The organism is Paraglaciecola aquimarina (genome assembly GCF_032464635.1).
GTDB lineage: Bacteria > Pseudomonadota > Gammaproteobacteria > Enterobacterales > Alteromonadaceae > Paraglaciecola > Paraglaciecola aquimarina.
The window spans coordinates 349,479-365,370 of the sequence record NZ_JAWDIO010000002.1 but is presented as its reverse complement, the minus strand read 5'-3'; the positions used below and the strand labels follow the sequence as shown (position 1 = coordinate 365,370).

The 15,892-nt window shown below is 43.0% G+C and carries 13 protein-coding genes and 2 pseudogenes; 11 read left to right on the top strand and 4 right to left on the bottom strand.

Annotation, left to right across the window (positions count from 1 at the left end; genetic code table 11):
• Positions 1–20 precede the first annotated feature (20 nt).
• From spoT to RS130_RS02370, 7 genes and pseudogenes are all read left to right on the top strand, one after another.
• Positions 21–2,139, top strand: a pseudogene (gene spoT, locus RS130_RS02400) (bifunctional GTP diphosphokinase/guanosine-3',5'-bis pyrophosphate 3'-pyrophosphohydrolase).
• 40 nt (positions 2,140–2,179) lie between these two features.
• Complete coding sequence (locus RS130_RS02395) at positions 2,180–2,566, top strand: RidA family protein (protein ID WP_316024628.1); 387 nt, start codon at positions 2,180–2,182, stop codon at positions 2,564–2,566.
• A 37-nt stretch (positions 2,567–2,603) separates the two neighbouring features.
• The gene (gene trmH, locus RS130_RS02390) at positions 2,604–3,335 is read left to right on the top strand and encodes a tRNA (guanosine(18)-2'-O)-methyltransferase TrmH (protein ID WP_316027951.1); all 732 of its coding nucleotides are present in this window, start codon (positions 2,604–2,606) and stop codon (positions 3,333–3,335) included.
• A 10-nt stretch (positions 3,336–3,345) separates the two neighbouring features.
• Entirely contained in the window at positions 3,346–3,564 is a 219-nt protein-coding gene (locus tag RS130_RS02385; RefSeq protein ID WP_316024627.1) for a TfoX/Sxy family DNA transformation protein, read from the top strand.
• Positions 3,565–3,926: 362 nt separating this feature from the next.
• Complete coding sequence (locus tag RS130_RS02380) at positions 3,927–6,170, top strand: beta-galactosidase (RefSeq protein ID WP_316024626.1); 2,244 nt, start codon at positions 3,927–3,929, stop codon at positions 6,168–6,170.
• 305 nt (positions 6,171–6,475) lie between these two features.
• The gene (locus RS130_RS02375; protein ID WP_316024625.1) at positions 6,476–6,676 is read left to right on the top strand and encodes a hypothetical protein; all 201 of its coding nucleotides are present in this window, start codon (positions 6,476–6,478) and stop codon (positions 6,674–6,676) included.
• Positions 6,655–7,374 (top strand): hypothetical protein, encoded by a 720-nt coding sequence (locus tag RS130_RS02370; RefSeq protein ID WP_316024624.1) that lies wholly within the window; start codon positions 6,655–6,657, stop codon positions 7,372–7,374. Before RS130_RS02375 ends, RS130_RS02370 begins: the two co-directional genes overlap by 22 nt.
• A gap of 64 nt (positions 7,375–7,438) precedes the next feature.
• On the opposite strand, the gene RS130_RS02365 is transcribed toward RS130_RS02370, so the two are convergent.
• From RS130_RS02365 to RS130_RS02350, 4 genes are read right to left on the bottom strand one after another with little or no spacing between them, the layout of a single operon-like run.
• Positions 7,439–7,684 (bottom strand): 3-keto-disaccharide hydrolase, encoded by a 246-nt coding sequence (locus RS130_RS02365; protein WP_316024623.1) that lies wholly within the window; start codon positions 7,682–7,684, stop codon positions 7,439–7,441.
• Positions 7,635–7,808: a LamG domain-containing protein gene (locus tag RS130_RS02360; RefSeq protein WP_316024622.1), complete on the bottom strand. Its 174-nt coding sequence runs from the start codon at positions 7,806–7,808 to the stop codon at positions 7,635–7,637. Before RS130_RS02360 ends, RS130_RS02365 begins: the two co-directional genes overlap by 50 nt.
• A 37-nt stretch (positions 7,809–7,845) precedes the next feature.
• A complete protein-coding gene (locus RS130_RS02355; RefSeq protein ID WP_316024621.1) occupies positions 7,846–10,749 on the bottom strand; it encodes a PA14 domain-containing protein in 2,904 nt (967 codons plus the stop codon).
• Complete coding sequence (locus tag RS130_RS02350) at positions 10,724–11,068, bottom strand: hypothetical protein (protein WP_316024620.1); 345 nt, start codon at positions 11,066–11,068, stop codon at positions 10,724–10,726. Before RS130_RS02350 ends, RS130_RS02355 begins: the two co-directional genes overlap by 26 nt.
• Before the next feature lie 168 nt (positions 11,069–11,236).
• On the opposite strand from RS130_RS02350, the gene RS130_RS02345 reads away from it, so the two are divergent.
• From RS130_RS02345 to RS130_RS02330, 4 genes and pseudogenes are all read left to right on the top strand, one after another.
• Entirely contained in the window at positions 11,237–11,866 is a 630-nt protein-coding gene (locus RS130_RS02345) for a peroxiredoxin-like family protein (protein WP_316024619.1), read from the top strand.
• Between the two features lie 217 nt (positions 11,867–12,083).
• Positions 12,084–14,159: an ATP-dependent DNA helicase RecG gene (gene recG, locus RS130_RS02340; protein WP_316024618.1), complete on the top strand. Its 2,076-nt coding sequence runs from the start codon at positions 12,084–12,086 to the stop codon at positions 14,157–14,159.
• A pseudogene (locus RS130_RS02335) lies at positions 14,152–14,960 on the top strand (class I SAM-dependent methyltransferase). Before recG ends, RS130_RS02335 begins: the two are co-directional and overlap by 8 nt.
• 461 nt (positions 14,961–15,421) lie before the next feature.
• The gene (locus RS130_RS02330) at positions 15,422–15,886 is read left to right on the top strand and encodes a hypothetical protein (RefSeq protein ID WP_316024617.1); all 465 of its coding nucleotides are present in this window, start codon (positions 15,422–15,424) and stop codon (positions 15,884–15,886) included.
• The last annotated feature ends 6 nt before the right edge of the window (positions 15,887–15,892 follow it).

Sequence of the window (15,892 nt, the reverse complement as noted above, 5' to 3'; positions counted from 1 at the left end):
AATTACTAAAAGCAGTATTTGTGTATCTTTTTGAGGGTTTAAAACAAAAGTTAGAAAACTATTTGCCGCCAGAATGGGTAGCGGATGCTCAGCGAGCGTTTGTGCTAGCTCAAGATGCCCACAGTGGACAGATGCGTTCTAGTGGCGACCCTTATATAACCCACCCTGTAGCGGTTGCGGCAATCTTAGCCGACATGCGACTCGACCATGAAACCATTATGGCGGCGCTGTTACATGATGTAATTGAAGATACCGAGTACAGCAAAGAAGACCTAAGTGGCGAATTCGGGCAAACCGTAGCAGAGCTCGTTGAAGGGGTGAGTAAATTAGACAAAATTCACTTCAGTAACAAACAAGAAGCTCAAGCCGAGAACTTTCGTAAAATGATGATGGCAATGGTGCAAGACATCCGTGTCATTTTGATTAAGTTGGCCGACCGTACTCATAACATGCGCACTTTAGGTTCGTTACGACCAGATAAAAGACGGCGCATTGCTCGCGAAACTCTAGACATCTATGCCCCCATTGCCCATCGCCTAGGTATTCATGATATTAAGAATGAATTAGAAGAATTAGGCTTTCAAGCTATGTATCCGCTACGCTTTCGAGCGTTAAAAGGAGCTGTTAAACAGGCTCGCGGTAATCGTAAAGAAATCATAGAAAATACCCAGAAAGAAGTAACCAGCCGATTAGCCGAGTTGAGCATTAACGCGCAAACGACAGGAAGAGAAAAGCATCTTTATTCTATTTATCGAAAGATGAAAAATAAAGAATTGATGTTTAACGAAGTGATGGATATCTATGCATTCAGAATCATAGTTGACTCCGTCGACAGCTGTTATCGAGCGCTTGGGGCCATGCATGGTCTGTATAAACCGATTGAAGGTCGATTTAAAGATTACATTGCCATACCGCGTACCAATGGCTATCAGTCATTGCATACCGCGTTAATTGGACCACATGGTATTCCGGTAGAAATTCAAATTCGTACCCATGACATGGATCAAATGGCAGACAAGGGCGTAGCGGCACATTGGGTGTATAAAGACTCTAACGATAACAATGATACCACGGCTCAAGTACGGGCACAGAAGTGGATACAGTCTTTAATAGAATTGCAGCAAAGTGCCAGTTCTTCATCTGAATTTATTGAAAGTGTTAAAACGGATTTATTTCCAGATGAAATATACGTGTTTACGCCTAACGGGCGAATTATTGAATTGCCTTTAGGCGCAACCGCTGTAGATTTTGCTTATGCGGTGCATACCGGTATTGGTAACGCTTGTGTTGGGGTTAAGGTTGAAAGGCGTCCTTACTCGCTCAGCAAACCTTTAGTAAATGGCCAAACAGTTGAAATCATTACCTCGCCGCGAGCTAAGCCTAATGCTAATTGGTTAAACTTTGTGGTTAGCGCCAAGGCTCGTTCTCATATTCGGCATTACCTGAAAACACAACGCTCAGAAGAAGCCGTCATCATGGGCAACCGTTTACTCAGACATGCTTTGGGTAAAGTGAAGTTAGACGATCTTCCACAACAAGATATCGACAGAGTGGTAACTGAAACCAAACATAATGATTTCAATGCACTCCTTGCCGACATAGGTTTAGGTAATGAATTAAGCGCTATAGTTGCCAGACGTCTATTAGGCGAGTCGACAGAACTAGATCAAAAAGAAACTAAAGTAGCCATTCGAGGTACTGAAGGGTTGCTTGTGTCTTATTCTCGTTGTTGCCACCCGATTCTCAGATGATGAGATTGTTGCTGTACTTAGTCCAGGCCGAGGTCTAGTGATCCACCAAACTGGCTGTAGCAATATACGTAAATTAAAGAAAGAAGAGCCTCATAGAGTATTGACGATGCAATGGGGCGAAGACATAAGTGGAGATTTCCGCGCCTCGATTCGAATTGAATTGATCAATCACCAAGGTACATTGGCCACGTTGACCAGTACTGTTGCTTCTGTGGGCTCCAATATTATTGGTTTACAAACAGAAGAAAAAGAAAGCAATGTCTATTACATTGATATTGAGTTGAGTATTCGCAATCGCTTACAGTTAGCGAATGTGATGCGAAAAATTAGAATCATGCCCGAAGTGCAACGTGTCTCTCGACACAGCCAAGCAAGAAAAAACAACTAAACCCTGCTAATCATTAAATTAATAATAAAAGGATATTCTTATGTCTAAGTCTGTTATTCATACTGACAAGGCGCCAGCCGCCATTGGTACTTATAGCCAAGCAATTAAGTCTGGTACAACGGTTTATTTATCTGGTCAAATTCCATTGGTGCCAGAAACCATGCAAGTGATTTCAGATGATTTCGCTGAGCAAGCTCATCAAGTTTTTAAAAACGTCAGTGCGGTTTGCGAAGCTGCCGGTGGTTCGACTGATCACTTGGCTAAAGTTAATATCTTCTTAACTGACTTATCTAATTTTGCTACGGTGAATGAGATTATGAGCCAGTATTTTGAGCAACCTTATCCTGCCAGGGCTGCGGTGCAAATTAGTGCCTTACCAAAGGGCGTTCAAATCGAAATTGATGGAGTAATGGAATTACCGGAATAGGCTCGATTTAGTATTATTTATGCGTCCAGAAATTAACATGTCGCCTGAGCGTAATATGCGCATCAGGCAGTTACTCGCTTTGCGTCAACCTAGTTTAACTCTGTGTTTAGAACAGCTAGATAAACCCCACAATGTTTCTGCTATTGTGCGAAGTTGCGATGCCGTAGGTGTGCACGAAGTACAGGCTATTTGGAAGAAAAAAGCGCAAATTCGTAAAGGTACAGCCATGGGCAGTGAGAATTGGGTATATACCCGAGAACACAGCTCGATCGAAAATGCAGTGAGGTATTTAAAACAACAGAAGATGCAAGTGTTGGTAACAAACCTGTCCGACAAAGCGGTAGATTTTCGCGAAGTAGATTACAGCCTACCCACTGCGATTATTCTTGGCCAAGAAAAACACGGTGCTACTGATGAAGCTATTGCTCTTGCTGATCAAGAAATTGTGATCCCTATGGTGGGCATGGTGCAGTCATTAAATGTATCAGTGGCCGCAGCTTTGATCTTGTACGAGGCGCAAAGACAAAGGCAAATTGCAGGGATGTATAATCAACCACAATTATCAGCTGAAGAATGTCAAAAAGTGTTGTTTCAAGGTGGTTTCCCAAGGTACCGCGAAATATGTGACCGCAAGGGCATTGAATATCCCTATGTCGATGAGCATGGTCATATTCAAGCAGACGATGCCTTGATGGCAAAGAATACAACAACCGAATGTAAACCCTTTTCGCGGCATGAATATTCGAGACTTAAAGGGCTTTGGTCTTAAAAGTGAAGAAATGTTAGCCAAGGTTGATATTCATTCTGTTGAAGAGTTTATGGCCATTGATTCGTTTGAATTGTATAAACGCTTAAAGCAGAAGGTAGAAGGTACGGGACTCAATTCTCTATACACCTTAATTGCCGCGAAAGAAGGCAAACATCGGCTAGACATCGCTAACCACCAAAAAGCTGAGATCCTATTAAAGCTGGAGAGTATGGGTCTTGCGCCAAAGTAGGCACTTTAAAATTAAGTGCTGCTGATCTGAACCCCTTACACCCTAGCTTCCATCCAAAAAGCCACCATTCCTTCATACAAGCGCCTTGTTCAAAGTCGCGGGATGGATTCTGAGATGTCACTTATCAATATGGGCTGGAATATTCACTTATTGGAGTTGATGTTAATTTTCGCTCTGTAATTTAACGAATGTAAAAAACACCTAAAAGTTAAATGAATATTGTTAACAATCTTTCAAATTGTATATTTTGATGCTATAAATGAAACATTATTGGTAGGCAATTAGTAAAGTATGCAATAGCATTAGGAAGGGTTTATGAAAAAATATGCCGTTAAACATTGGGGTTTGATTTTTTGGTGGCTATGAGCGTTGGCTGCTCAGAGCAAACTGGCCCAAAAAAGTTGAGTAGTAAAGAAAAGCTATTGGTAGATTTTGAGCAAGCGCAAGACTTGCAATTAATTAAGCTAGAAAACGCCACTTCAACTTTGACCAAAGATGAATCTGGCTCGCGTTTGAAAATTAACTTGGCATCAGCCAATCACCATAATACTTCCTTTACCATTAAGCCTGACATGCCTTGGGATTTCTCTGAGTTTCGCCATGCAGGCTTGGTGATGGATGTAGGGAATCCTAATCAATCTTCGGTGCATACCTACATTTATACAAAAGACGACAAAGGAGCTTCACAATTGCGTAGTGTGGTTATTCCAGCTAATAGCCAAAGAAGTTATTTGATTGAGCTTAATACGCCATCTCTTGGACTAAACACTGGCATGCGCAATAATCCTATCAGTTGGCAACATGATTATGTGCAAACTATTTGGCGTGGTGGGGCAAAGCAACCTGATATTTCAGCTATTGCTAGTATCCGCTTTATGGTTTCGGGTGTGCTTGAAGATAAGCAGTTAGAAATTGATAACCTACGTGTGGTTGAGCCTCAAGACTTTGATCCAAATTTTGCAGCGGGTTTAGTGGACAAATTCGGTCAAAATGCCAAGCTAGATTTTGTGGGTAAAGTAAACAGTACTAAAGCGCTATTGGCAGAGTCTGCCAAAGAGCAAAAGAGCCTACAGGATAAGCTTTTTACGTCTCGTTCTAAATTTAATGGTTGGGCTGATGGCCCGCGTTTACAAGCAACAGGTTATTATCGAACCGAGAAATATCAAGGTAAGTGGACGTTGGTTGACCCCCAAGGTTACTTGTTCTTTTCTAATGGTATTGCCAACATCCGTATGGCCAATACCTCAACGATTACCGGTTATGACTTTGATAAGTCAATGATAAAACAAAGAGCTGCAGATGATTATACGCCTGAAGATTCTATTGGTTTAAATCCCGCGCCAGAGAAAGCCTTAGCTAGCCGCTACGTTAGCTCAGAGCTGCGTTCAAATATGTTCACTTGGCTACCTAGTTATGAGGATGATGAGGCGGCGAGTTTTGGTTATCGTCGAACTGTGCACAGTGGGGTACTTGAGCATGGTGAAACCTATAGCTTTTATCGCGCCAATTTAGCTCGCAAATACGCGACTAATGACGAAAATGAGTTAATGGCCAAGTGGCGAGACACTACCATTAAACGTATGCATACTTGGGGCTTTACCTCTTTTGGCAATTGGGTGGACCCTGCATACTACCAAGAGAATCGTTTGCCGTATTTTGCCAATGGTTGGATTATAGGGGATTTTAAAACTGTAAGTTCAGGCAATGATTACTGGGGCGCAATGCCAGACCCTTTTGATCCTGTTTTTGCTCAGCGAGCGGCAGTAGCAGTGCAGCAAATTGCCAATGAAGTGCAAGATAACCCTTGGTGTGTAGGGGTGTTTATCGACAATGAAAAAAGTTGGGGCTCTGAAGGAAGTCCTCAAGCGCAATATGGCATAGTGATCAATGCCCTTAAACAACCCAGTGCTGTAAGTCCTCTTAAACGTGCTTTTGTGAATAAACTACAGCAGCGCTACCAAAATATAGATGCCCTTAATCAGGCTTGGGGCAGCCAACTCGATTCATGGCAGAGCTTAGAGAGCGGATTTGTTGTCGAAAATATCACTCAACCAATGCAAGGTGATTTTGCAGTATTGTTGTATGACTACGCTGATAAATACTTCAGCATAGTCGGTACACTATTAAAACAGCATATGCCGAATCATATGTACATGGGGCCTAGGTTTGCACATTGGGCGATGACCCCAGAAGTGAGAAATGCTGCCGCCAAATGGGTTGATGTGATGAGTTACAATTATTACCGAGAGGGGATTGATCAGCCATACTGGGATATTCTAGCAGAGCTGGATATGCCTAGTATTATTGGTGAATTTCATAATGGAGCGATGGATTCGGGTTTATTAAACCCAGGATTAATCCATGCTGAAAATCAAGCTGATAGAGGTAAGAAATATCAAGAGTATATGTATAGTGTAATTGATAATCCTTATTTAGTCGGTGCGCATTGGTTCCAGTATATTGACTCACCGTTAACTGGCAGAGCCTACGATGGCGAAAACTACAATGTCGGTTTTGTTAGTGTCGCTGACATACCTTATCAACCCTTAGTTGATGCGGCTAAAGAGCTAAATAAAAATATATATACTAGGCGTTTTGCGAAATAAGCAGCCACGTCCCTCATACCAATCCTTCTTGATAAGAGAATTTTCAGAATGGATCCAGCGGTTTTTGAACAAGGCGTCGGTATGAGGGAATGGTTGCTGCCTTTCACATACCAAGAACGCAGAGCAAAAGGCGCTGGGGCATTCCTTTCAGGCAAGTGTTAAATGTGCTTTCTCTGTGTTGTTTGAAGTCACCATTGAAGACTGTATTTCTCAAAAAGTTATTTTGTCATCAATTAATTGTAGACCTGGCACTAAGGGCTGCTGTAGCCTTTATTGTCTTTAAAGAATTATTGCGGACTAAATTAATGAAAAGCATCATGTTGATTTTTGTATTAAGCGTCATTGTGTCTACTCACATACAGGCGTCGGGTTGGGGATATAAGCATAATCGTATTGCCATTAGTGCCGACGGCAACAATCAAGCTGACAACCTTCACTTTTGGCCAAGAGCCGATCCTGATGACTGGGGGCAACACCTGCTACCTTGGCCATCATCGCTAAGTTAAAACGGCACAATCAACTGGTACACTTTTCATATAATAATTTCATCGATTCGGCCCCCCACACAACTGATATTAACGAAATGGCAATAGGGGTAGAGGGAGCCATCAAAAATTGGAATTATGATCCAAGTAAGTTCTTTGATGTGAGTGCCGATTACAAAAACGCGTTACATCACTTAACGCAGGTACTTGAAGAATCGACGCATGACAATCCATTATATTTCATTCATATGGGACCCTCTGAATTCTTGTACAGGGCGGTCAAAAATGTGGTGGAAAATGGTCATGCTGCCAGCCTCGCACATGTGAATATTATTTCACACAGTGGCTACAACGATAACCACTTACGTCGGGGCGATCCTAAATTTGATAAAAAGCCAGTAGCCGACGACAAAAAACATCACACTTTAGAGCAAGTCATAGCCTTAAGTGGCGGCCGAATGCAATACAAAAGAATTAAAGATCAAAATGGCAAATGGGATCCCGCACTGTTATGGAATTCAAAGCATGATTGGTCAGTGTGGCAGTGGATGCAAGCGCATCAAGATAAAAGTGTACAATGGATTTATAAGCGAATGAAAAGACACCCTGATGACGTTGCAGATATATCAGATGCGGGAATGGTGTACTTTTTACTGACAGGAGATGAAGATGGAAGTCCTGAAAAGTTTAGAACATTTATTGGAGAAGGTATCAACTAATAAAGCAATATGATTTTTAATAAAAACGGAGCCTATGCTCCGTTTTTATTTATCTGAGTGCGGGTTACAATTTTTTGATTTTTATATTCCTAAACCAGACTTGGTCGCCGTGATCTTGCAGGACGATGTGACCGCCCGGGGTTTTCGCAAAGTGTGGCCAGTCCTTAAATTTACTTGCGGCAATTAAGCTCTTCCAGTTGCCGTCGAACATTTGCACGTCGACAAGTTTGTAGCCGTTTAACCAATGTTCTACATGGCCATTATTGACGACTAGGCGTACCTTGGTTCCATTCGCCTGCGGGCAATACACTCACAAATTTGCTCTTAATTAAATCGTAGTTGTCGCCAGAGCGGTGTTTCTCAATTTGCCCATCACCGTGGTTAGGATTATCCAATATTTGCATCTCGGGGCCTGACAAAAATGGAAACTCCAACTCGGGGCTTTCTTTTACGTTGTAAATGATCCCGCTGTTACCACTCTGGTTGAACCTTCCACTCCAAATTTAGCTCGTAGTTTTCAACTGGCTGTGGAGTGATGACTAGGTCACCGCCGTCTATTGTTTGCCAGCCAGTTTCTTGTGGCGTGCGACCAGCAAAAAATAGACTGCCATCATCTAGGCCCCAGCGTTTGCCTATAGTTTGTTGGTTATAGTTTCTGAAATGCCCTAGAGACTGTCCGTCAAAGAGTAATTGCCAACCTTGGGCTATTTCGCTTTCACTCAAGACATTGTGCTGAATTGCATAAGCAGGGTTTAACTCAACAGGCTTATCTTGTGGGATTTTGTTTAGGGTATACCAGGCTTCTGTGCTCCATAGCTGATGGTTGTTTTCGCTTTCAAAAGCCCGTTTAATTCTAAAATACACCACATGGTTCTCTTTTAATCCATCCAATTTGATTTGGATCTTAGTACGATCATCAGACAGAGTCAGGGCTTGAATTGCCAGCTGACGTTGATCTTTTTTCGGACCTCCGTATTCTGCGGTAGGTTCGAAGTACCATTGTTGTATTTCAAAATCATCGGCTTGCACCACTCGGTTTTGTTTAATGGGCTCTGTCAGGGTGATTTCGAATCCGTCACTGCGGGCACTGACACTTAACATTTCAAAGGTAGAGTGTTGATTGTAAGTCAGGCTTTGTAAGCCATACCATAACTTTTGACCATGAGCCCAGTTACCGGGGTTACCCACACCTCCGACAATTAGGCTACCGTTTGGTGCCCACATCAGTCTATTTACGCCAGCCTCTAAGCCTTGACTAAAGCGGAATACCGCACCTTGTAATCGACCATCTACACGCTCTGCGAATACGCGTTTAATGCCACCATGAGTTACATCGCCGTGGATCATTTGATTCTGATAAGGGCCAATGTTCAAAGGTGCGGGTTGACTGGCTGAGTTGCCTATATCTCCTTGAGGTAGCCACACTACCGGTAAGGTTTCGGTTAAATTAGCTGTACCCTCAAAATCTACCGAGCGCGAGCCATACCAAGCGCCAGGTGTCAGTTCGACAATTTTACAAGCGGGAAGCCAGTCTCCTTGGTTGTCGGCGATAAATAGTTTGTTGTCTATACCACGACCAATGCTGTTAGGGGTACGCAAGCCATGAGCAATGAATTCAACTTCGCCAGTGTCTTTGGCTATTTTAATCACTTTGCCGCGACTAGGCGCCTGTGGGTCAGCACTGGCCCCGCCGGGTAAAATGGCAGTGGCTAATGCGCCATAAAAGTATCCGTCTTCATATTCTAATCCAAAAGCAAATTCGTGGAAGTTGTCTGTCGCTGCCCAGTCGTTAGAGACTAATTCGTATTTGTCCATAAAGCCGTCATTATTGCTGTCGACTAAGCGAGTTAGCTCTTGTTTTTGCAATACATAAATATCGCCGTCTACCACTTTTACCCCAAGAGGTTCGGCTAAGCCTTTGGCAATGCGGGTTACATTAATTTGCTCTGGGCTGCTTTGGTAATTGTCGACTAAGTAAACCGAACCTTCGGGATCCCAAGTCGTTACCACCATGCGGCCGTCTGGCATAAAGTCGATACCGCCCACCATAGGTTTAAACTCATCGGGGCGGGCTTGGCTTAAATCAAAGGAAGGATGCACTCCGGCAACTTCTTGTTGGTCACCAGGCACGGATTTAATAATGTCTGGATCAGTGACTATAGCCTTCACCTGTTTAATGTCGTTTTTTGTGACTTGTAGCATGTTTGCCGGTATCACTTCGAATTGTTTAGACTCGGGATTTAGCCATTGCAGTGACAACGCTCCACCACCACCGGCTTGAAAATAGATAATTTCAATTGGGTGTATACCTGCTGCTAGTTTTACTTCTGCATCTTTGGGCTCTGCGGCGTGGAATCCCCAGTTGTTAATAATTCGCTCGTTATTTAAATACAGGTAAGCGCCATCATCAGAGACAAGTCGTATGGTTGTGTTTAGGTCTTGTTCTAATGTTAAGTTGGTTTTTACCTGATACATGAAATCGTTAGATGTAGGCCCTAAATTTTCAGTGTTCGGAAAGTGTATCTGCGATACATGGGCGCCTAAACTTGGCGTGCTGGTGCGAGCATGCTCTTCATCAGGATCGCCGTTTAATAAACCTGTTTGATAAATAAAAGCACCAGTGGTGTCTGTAGTGAGTTCAGGCGTACTCGCTTGAAAAGTGATGGCTACGCTCGGCTTGCCAAGCAATACATTGTTATTGTCACCTTGTGTGGCATCTTTCGTATGTAGTGAGAAAATATAGTCGAGCATCAGTTTTGCGTCGCCCTGACTTAACTGCGCGTGAGGGGTCATAGGGACGTCTCCCCAATTGCCAGCACCACCAGTAATGATCTTTTGACTTAGTTGCTCTTTGGCTCCGCTGATCGTGAAGTATCTTTGCGCTATGGCTGCATATGAAGGGCCAACTGTTTTTACCTCTGGATTATGACAAGCGGCGCAATCACTATTTTGAATCAAGGCTAAACCAGGGTGTATTTCTTGTATCGGTGTAGCGGCTGCTAGCGCTGATTTTTCGATGGCCGAAAATCTGCTGGTAAAACTGGATTTGCCATTTTGTAACGTTAGTGATTGGCTATTGGCATAGTATTCAGCTTGGCCTGTTGTTTGGGTATTGGCGCCAGCTTTAATATCTTCTATGTTGAGTGTTAGGCTATCGGGAAGTCCAGAAACAGTGAATGTGCGAGTATAAGAAATCGCAGTGCCGTTAGCTTTGGTGTCAATAGTCGCGCTAGGGATTTCTGTTATCTCTGCTTGCCAAGCTTGACCATTGAGTTGACCTTTGGCTTGATATAACAAACTTACATTTTGCTGATTAAGTTGATGGCCGTGATAACTGACTTTGCCAGATTTAACAGACCATCGTGCCTGTGCCATTTTCAATAAAGGTTTGGCCACGCACTGTGGGCTGAGGACCATGCTTTTGATCAAACACCGCACCCGATAGGCTAAGGTCACCTTGCCATAATTTAAATAAAGCCGAACTTTTGGTGTCGTAGGCCACTGTAATATCGTTACCTAGTTTTACGTTGATAATGCGCGTCTCACCATCTAAGGTAGAGCGCATAGCTTTTAAGCTGGGCTCAATCGTTTGCGTGATATCGGTAGCGGCTAGCGGTGGTTGAGATTGATTACAAGCTTGACCTGTAACAATTAGCAGAAGTATACAAAACCTGTTTGATAAACTAGAAAACATTATGTGTTTGCCCGTGAAATTAACGTAAATTAAACCATGTTTTATCATACCCCTAGGCCGATATGTAAACAGTATGTTGCATACGTATTCAGCTAGGTGAAATTAAAATTGTTTGATTGGGGTCTATTAGGCGTGGCATATTCACTTTAATTAATTATGGGAACTCTCATGCAGAAATTATCACTATTTATTGTTGTTACAGCGTTTATCTCGTTTTCTAGCTTAGCACTAGATCGCACTAAAATTGCTGATTCGGTGCAAGACGTGACGCCACTGTTAAATGGCCAAGTGGCCCCCAAAGCTACCTTGCAAAGTGTTGAGGGAAATGCAGTAAGTCTTAAGGCTTTGACGATGGACAAGCCAACAATAGTTATTTTTTATCGTGGTGGTTGGTGTCCATACTGTAGTCGTCAATTGGCAGGGCTAAAAGATATTGAAGGCAAGTTAGATGATTTGGGCTATCAAATTTTGGCTGTCTCACCTGAGACCCCAGCTCAATTGCAAGAGCAAAAATTACAAACTAAGTTTACGGTGAAACTATATTCAGATGCTGAATTACAAGCGATAAGCGGCTTTGGCATTGGTTATTATGTTGCTGACCAGCAGCGTGATGCTTATAAAGCCAAGAAAAACATAGTGCTAAACAATGATAAAGCGACCGGCACTGCGGTGTTACCTGCACCTGCGGTGTTTATTCTTGATCAAAAAGGGATAGTGAAATTTAACTATGTTAACCCAGATACAAGAACGAGGATCTCTCCAGAGTTACTGTATCAAGCGGCGAAGTTGTCTCTGTAGATCTTAGAATCTAGCTTTTTGTATGCTGCAAATGGATAAATACTTGATTCATTTAGTTAATTCTTCGATGATGTATCTAATGTATATTTAAACAGGCATTCGCTGCTTAATAAGTGATTCGCCTGCATCGCTATCTTGGTTTATTAAGTTTATGTCTTTTTATTTATCCAGTTTAATGATTGCTCTGCAATGAGTCGCCTTTAATGAGAGAATCTCAATGAAAGGCTTGGCTCAAACCCCTATCACCGAATTAAAAGGTGTAGGTAGCAAGATGGCTGAAAATTTTTTGAAGCTGTCTATCGCTTCAGTGCAAGATTTGCTTTTTCATTTGCCTATGCGATACGAGGATCGTACTCGCATTTATCCTATCGCTGATTTACAGCCTCACTTGCATACCAGTATTCAAGGTGAAGTCACCTCTTGTGATGTGCAGTTTGGCCGCAAACGTATGCTGGTTGTGCGTATGAGTGACGGCACAGGCACTTTAACCCTTAGATTTTTTCACTTTTCGGCCGCGCAAAAAAGTAATCTAGCAGTGGGCAACACTATTCGTTGTTTTGGCGAAGTGAAAGCGGGTAAGTATGGTCTTGAGATCATGCACCCCGAATATAAAACCATTGATCTTGATAAACCGCAAACTATGCAAGAGTCATTGACTCCTGTGTATCCGGCCACTGAAGGGATTAAGCAACTCACCTTACGCAATCTTACCGAGCAAGCGTTAACGTTACTGAAGCAAGGTGGCTTAGCCGAACTGCTACCAGAGGGCTTATATCAATATCAATTGGGTTTGGTTGAGGCTTTGTTACTAGTGCATAGGCCGCCACCCGATGTGACTTTGGCGCTATTTGAAGAAGGTAAACACCCTGCACAACAAAGGTTAGTGATGGAAGAATTACTGGCTCATCATTTGAGTGTGCTAAAAGTGCGCCAGCAAAGTCAAAAACAAGCCTCGTATCCGATTCCAGCGGGAGCGCCCATCTTACAGCAGTTTTTGGCTAATTTGCCCTTTAAGCCCACTGGCGCTCAGCATCGAGTGACAGCTGATATTCAGCAAGACATGCAGCAAAATTATCCCATGATGCGTTTAGTGCAAGGTGATGTGGGCTCGGGGAAAACCCTAGTGGCCGCTATGGCGGCTTTGTCGGCCATTGCCAGTGGCTACCAAGTCGGGTTAATGGCGCCTACTGAGCTACTAGCCGAGCAACATGCTAATAACTTTCGCCAATGGTTTGAGCCACTTGGTATCGAAATAGGTTGGTTAGCTGGTAAATTAAAAGGAAAAGCAAGAGAGCAAGTGCTTACTGATTTGAAGTCTGGTGAGATTAAGATGCTGGTGGGCACACATGCTATATTTCAAGATACCGTTGAGTTTGATAATTTGGCGTTGGTGATAGTCGATGAGCAGCACAGATTTGGTGTGCATCAGCGGTTGGCACTGCGTGAAAAAGGAGAATCTCAAGGGGCATTTCCTCATCAACTTATTATGACAGCTACGCCTATTCCGCGCACATTGGCCATGACTGCCTACGCCGATTTAAATACCTCGATTATTGATGAGCTGCCACTAGGGCGAACTCCAGTCAAAACCGTAGTATTGCCCGACACTAGACGTGATGAAGTGATTGACCGTGTGCGTAATGCCAGTGTGGAGCAAGGCAGGCAAACTTATTGGGTATGCACCTTGATCGACGAATCGGAGTTTTTGCAAAGCCAAGCAGCCGAAGATACCGCCATTTTGTTACGTACCGCATTACCAGAGCTTAAAGTAGGCTTAGTGCATGGCAGGTTAAAGTCTGATGAAAAACAGCAGATTATGGCCGACTTTAAAGGCGGCGAACTGGACTTGTTAGTGGCTACTACTGTCATAGAGGTTGGCGTGGACGTACCTAATGCCAGTTTAATGATCATCGAGAACCCCGAACGCTTAGGGCTAGCTCAGCTTCACCAATTACGGGGGCGAGTAGGTCGGGGCTCGGTCGAAAGTCACTGTGTATTGATGTATCAAAGCCCGCTATCAAAAACCGCCAGTAAACGTTTAGCGGTATTACGAGAGTCGAATGATGGTTTTTATATTGCTCAACAAGATTTAGAAATTCGCGGCCCAGGTGAATTACTTGGCACCAAACAAACAGGTTTAGCCGATTTAAAAATTGCCGACTTAATTCGTGATGCAGAGTTAATCCCACAAGTACAAAACATTGCCAATCATTTATGGAACCAATATCCAGCTAACGCTCAAGCTATTATCAATCGTTGGTTAGGTCACAAAGAGCAGTACGGACATGCCTGATACTTTGCAAAATATAATCAATATTACAACTGCAACTGATGCTACTGCTGAGGTTATTGAACTGGCTCAACACACTGCACAGCAGTGGGGCTTAGCGTATCAAGCAAATATAGACGCCGGGTTAGCGTTAATTCAACAGGCTAATCAACTAGAGTTGCGTCAATTAGATGAACCTAAAGTGGGCGCTGTGTTGGTGGACTTTGCTTCTGATGCTTTAACTTTTAGGCGCTTACATGGTGGGGGAAAAAGGAAGCCATAGCTAAAGCTGTTGGTTTGAAAGGGATCGATAAGCTTAAGGTGTTAGATGCTACAGCAGGTTTAGGACGAGATGCCTTTGTATTAGCCAGTTTAGGCTGTGATGTGGATATGATAGAACGTTCACCCGTGGTGGCGGCCTTATTAAGTGACGGTTTGCGCCGGGCCACCAAAGACCCCCATTTAGCCGATTGGTTACATTGCAGAATGACACTATTTCATGGGGTCGCTTTTGAATTGTTAGCTAATTGGCGTGAACAACAACCTGACAACATCCCCGATGTGGTCTACCTAGACCCCATGTTCCCTCACCGTAAAAAAAGTGCGGCAGTAAAAAAAGAAATGCGCTTATTTCAGCAATTACTCGGTCCAGATGAAGACGCAAATTTACTATTAGCCCCCGCGTTAGCCTTGGCTACAAAACGAGTAGTGGTTAAACGCCCGTCAGGGGCCCCCTACTTAGCTGATAAAAAACCGCAAATAGAAATGCGAGGTAAAGCCAATCGATTTGATGTGTATTTAATCGTAAATAATGAGGCTCTTTAGGGTTTTAGCCATGCAGTTTATGTGCTTTTAACTCTCGCCTACGGGAGTAATGAAGAGGTTGCGTTGCTAGTGAAACCAGAGTAATTGCGTCCTGGGTTCTGCAACCACCTGTCATCATTAGCTGTGGCGTGATATTTCCCAAGTGAAACAAATGTGCTCTAAACTGCTTTTCGCGTACTCCATCATAAGTTGAGTTATTTTTATTGATAGATAAAAGCTATCTCTAATTGCTATTGTTAACTACGGCTAAATGTTTAAGCTGATAGCGTGATAATATCACACTGTAAAAGTACTTTTTGAGACAGTAACACCGCTAAAGTGTATGGAATGATGCCGCACTATGGTGTTACTCGTTTTTGGGTTGTTAATTAAAGTCGTGTTAGCACTTGGTTGGAATACCTACAGTGGTATAAGCATTAGAAGTCTAACCAAACGACACTGTTAAAGGAGAGATATAGATTATGTTTACTAAAGAAATGGTACATACCGCACTACAAACTTGGTGCGACAATGTAGTAAAAGTTGGAAAAGTTCATGCCGAAGGTGGCGATGTTCAAGCATTCTCTCTTCAGGTGCTATCTGAAAGTTACGATTACGACAATGGCCATGTGTTATTTAAGCCTACGTTAACATTTGGCCAGCAAACTTTTCGTCCTACTAAAGAAGGTGCGCTTTCCTACTTTGTTGGCGGTAACAGTGATTACCCTAATGATAACGGTTTTAAACTCAAGCCTTGGGTCAAGGTTTGGTACAGTAAAGAAGATTTTATTCTGCACGGTGATTTAGCAATTGTTCAATGTAACGTGCACTTTATTGGTGAAGATGACAGTCATATTTTTGTGAACAAGAGCTTTGTATTCAAAATATGTGAAGATGGCAAGGTTCGCATTATTTTACACCAATCTTCATTGCCTTATCAGCCATAGTAGCGG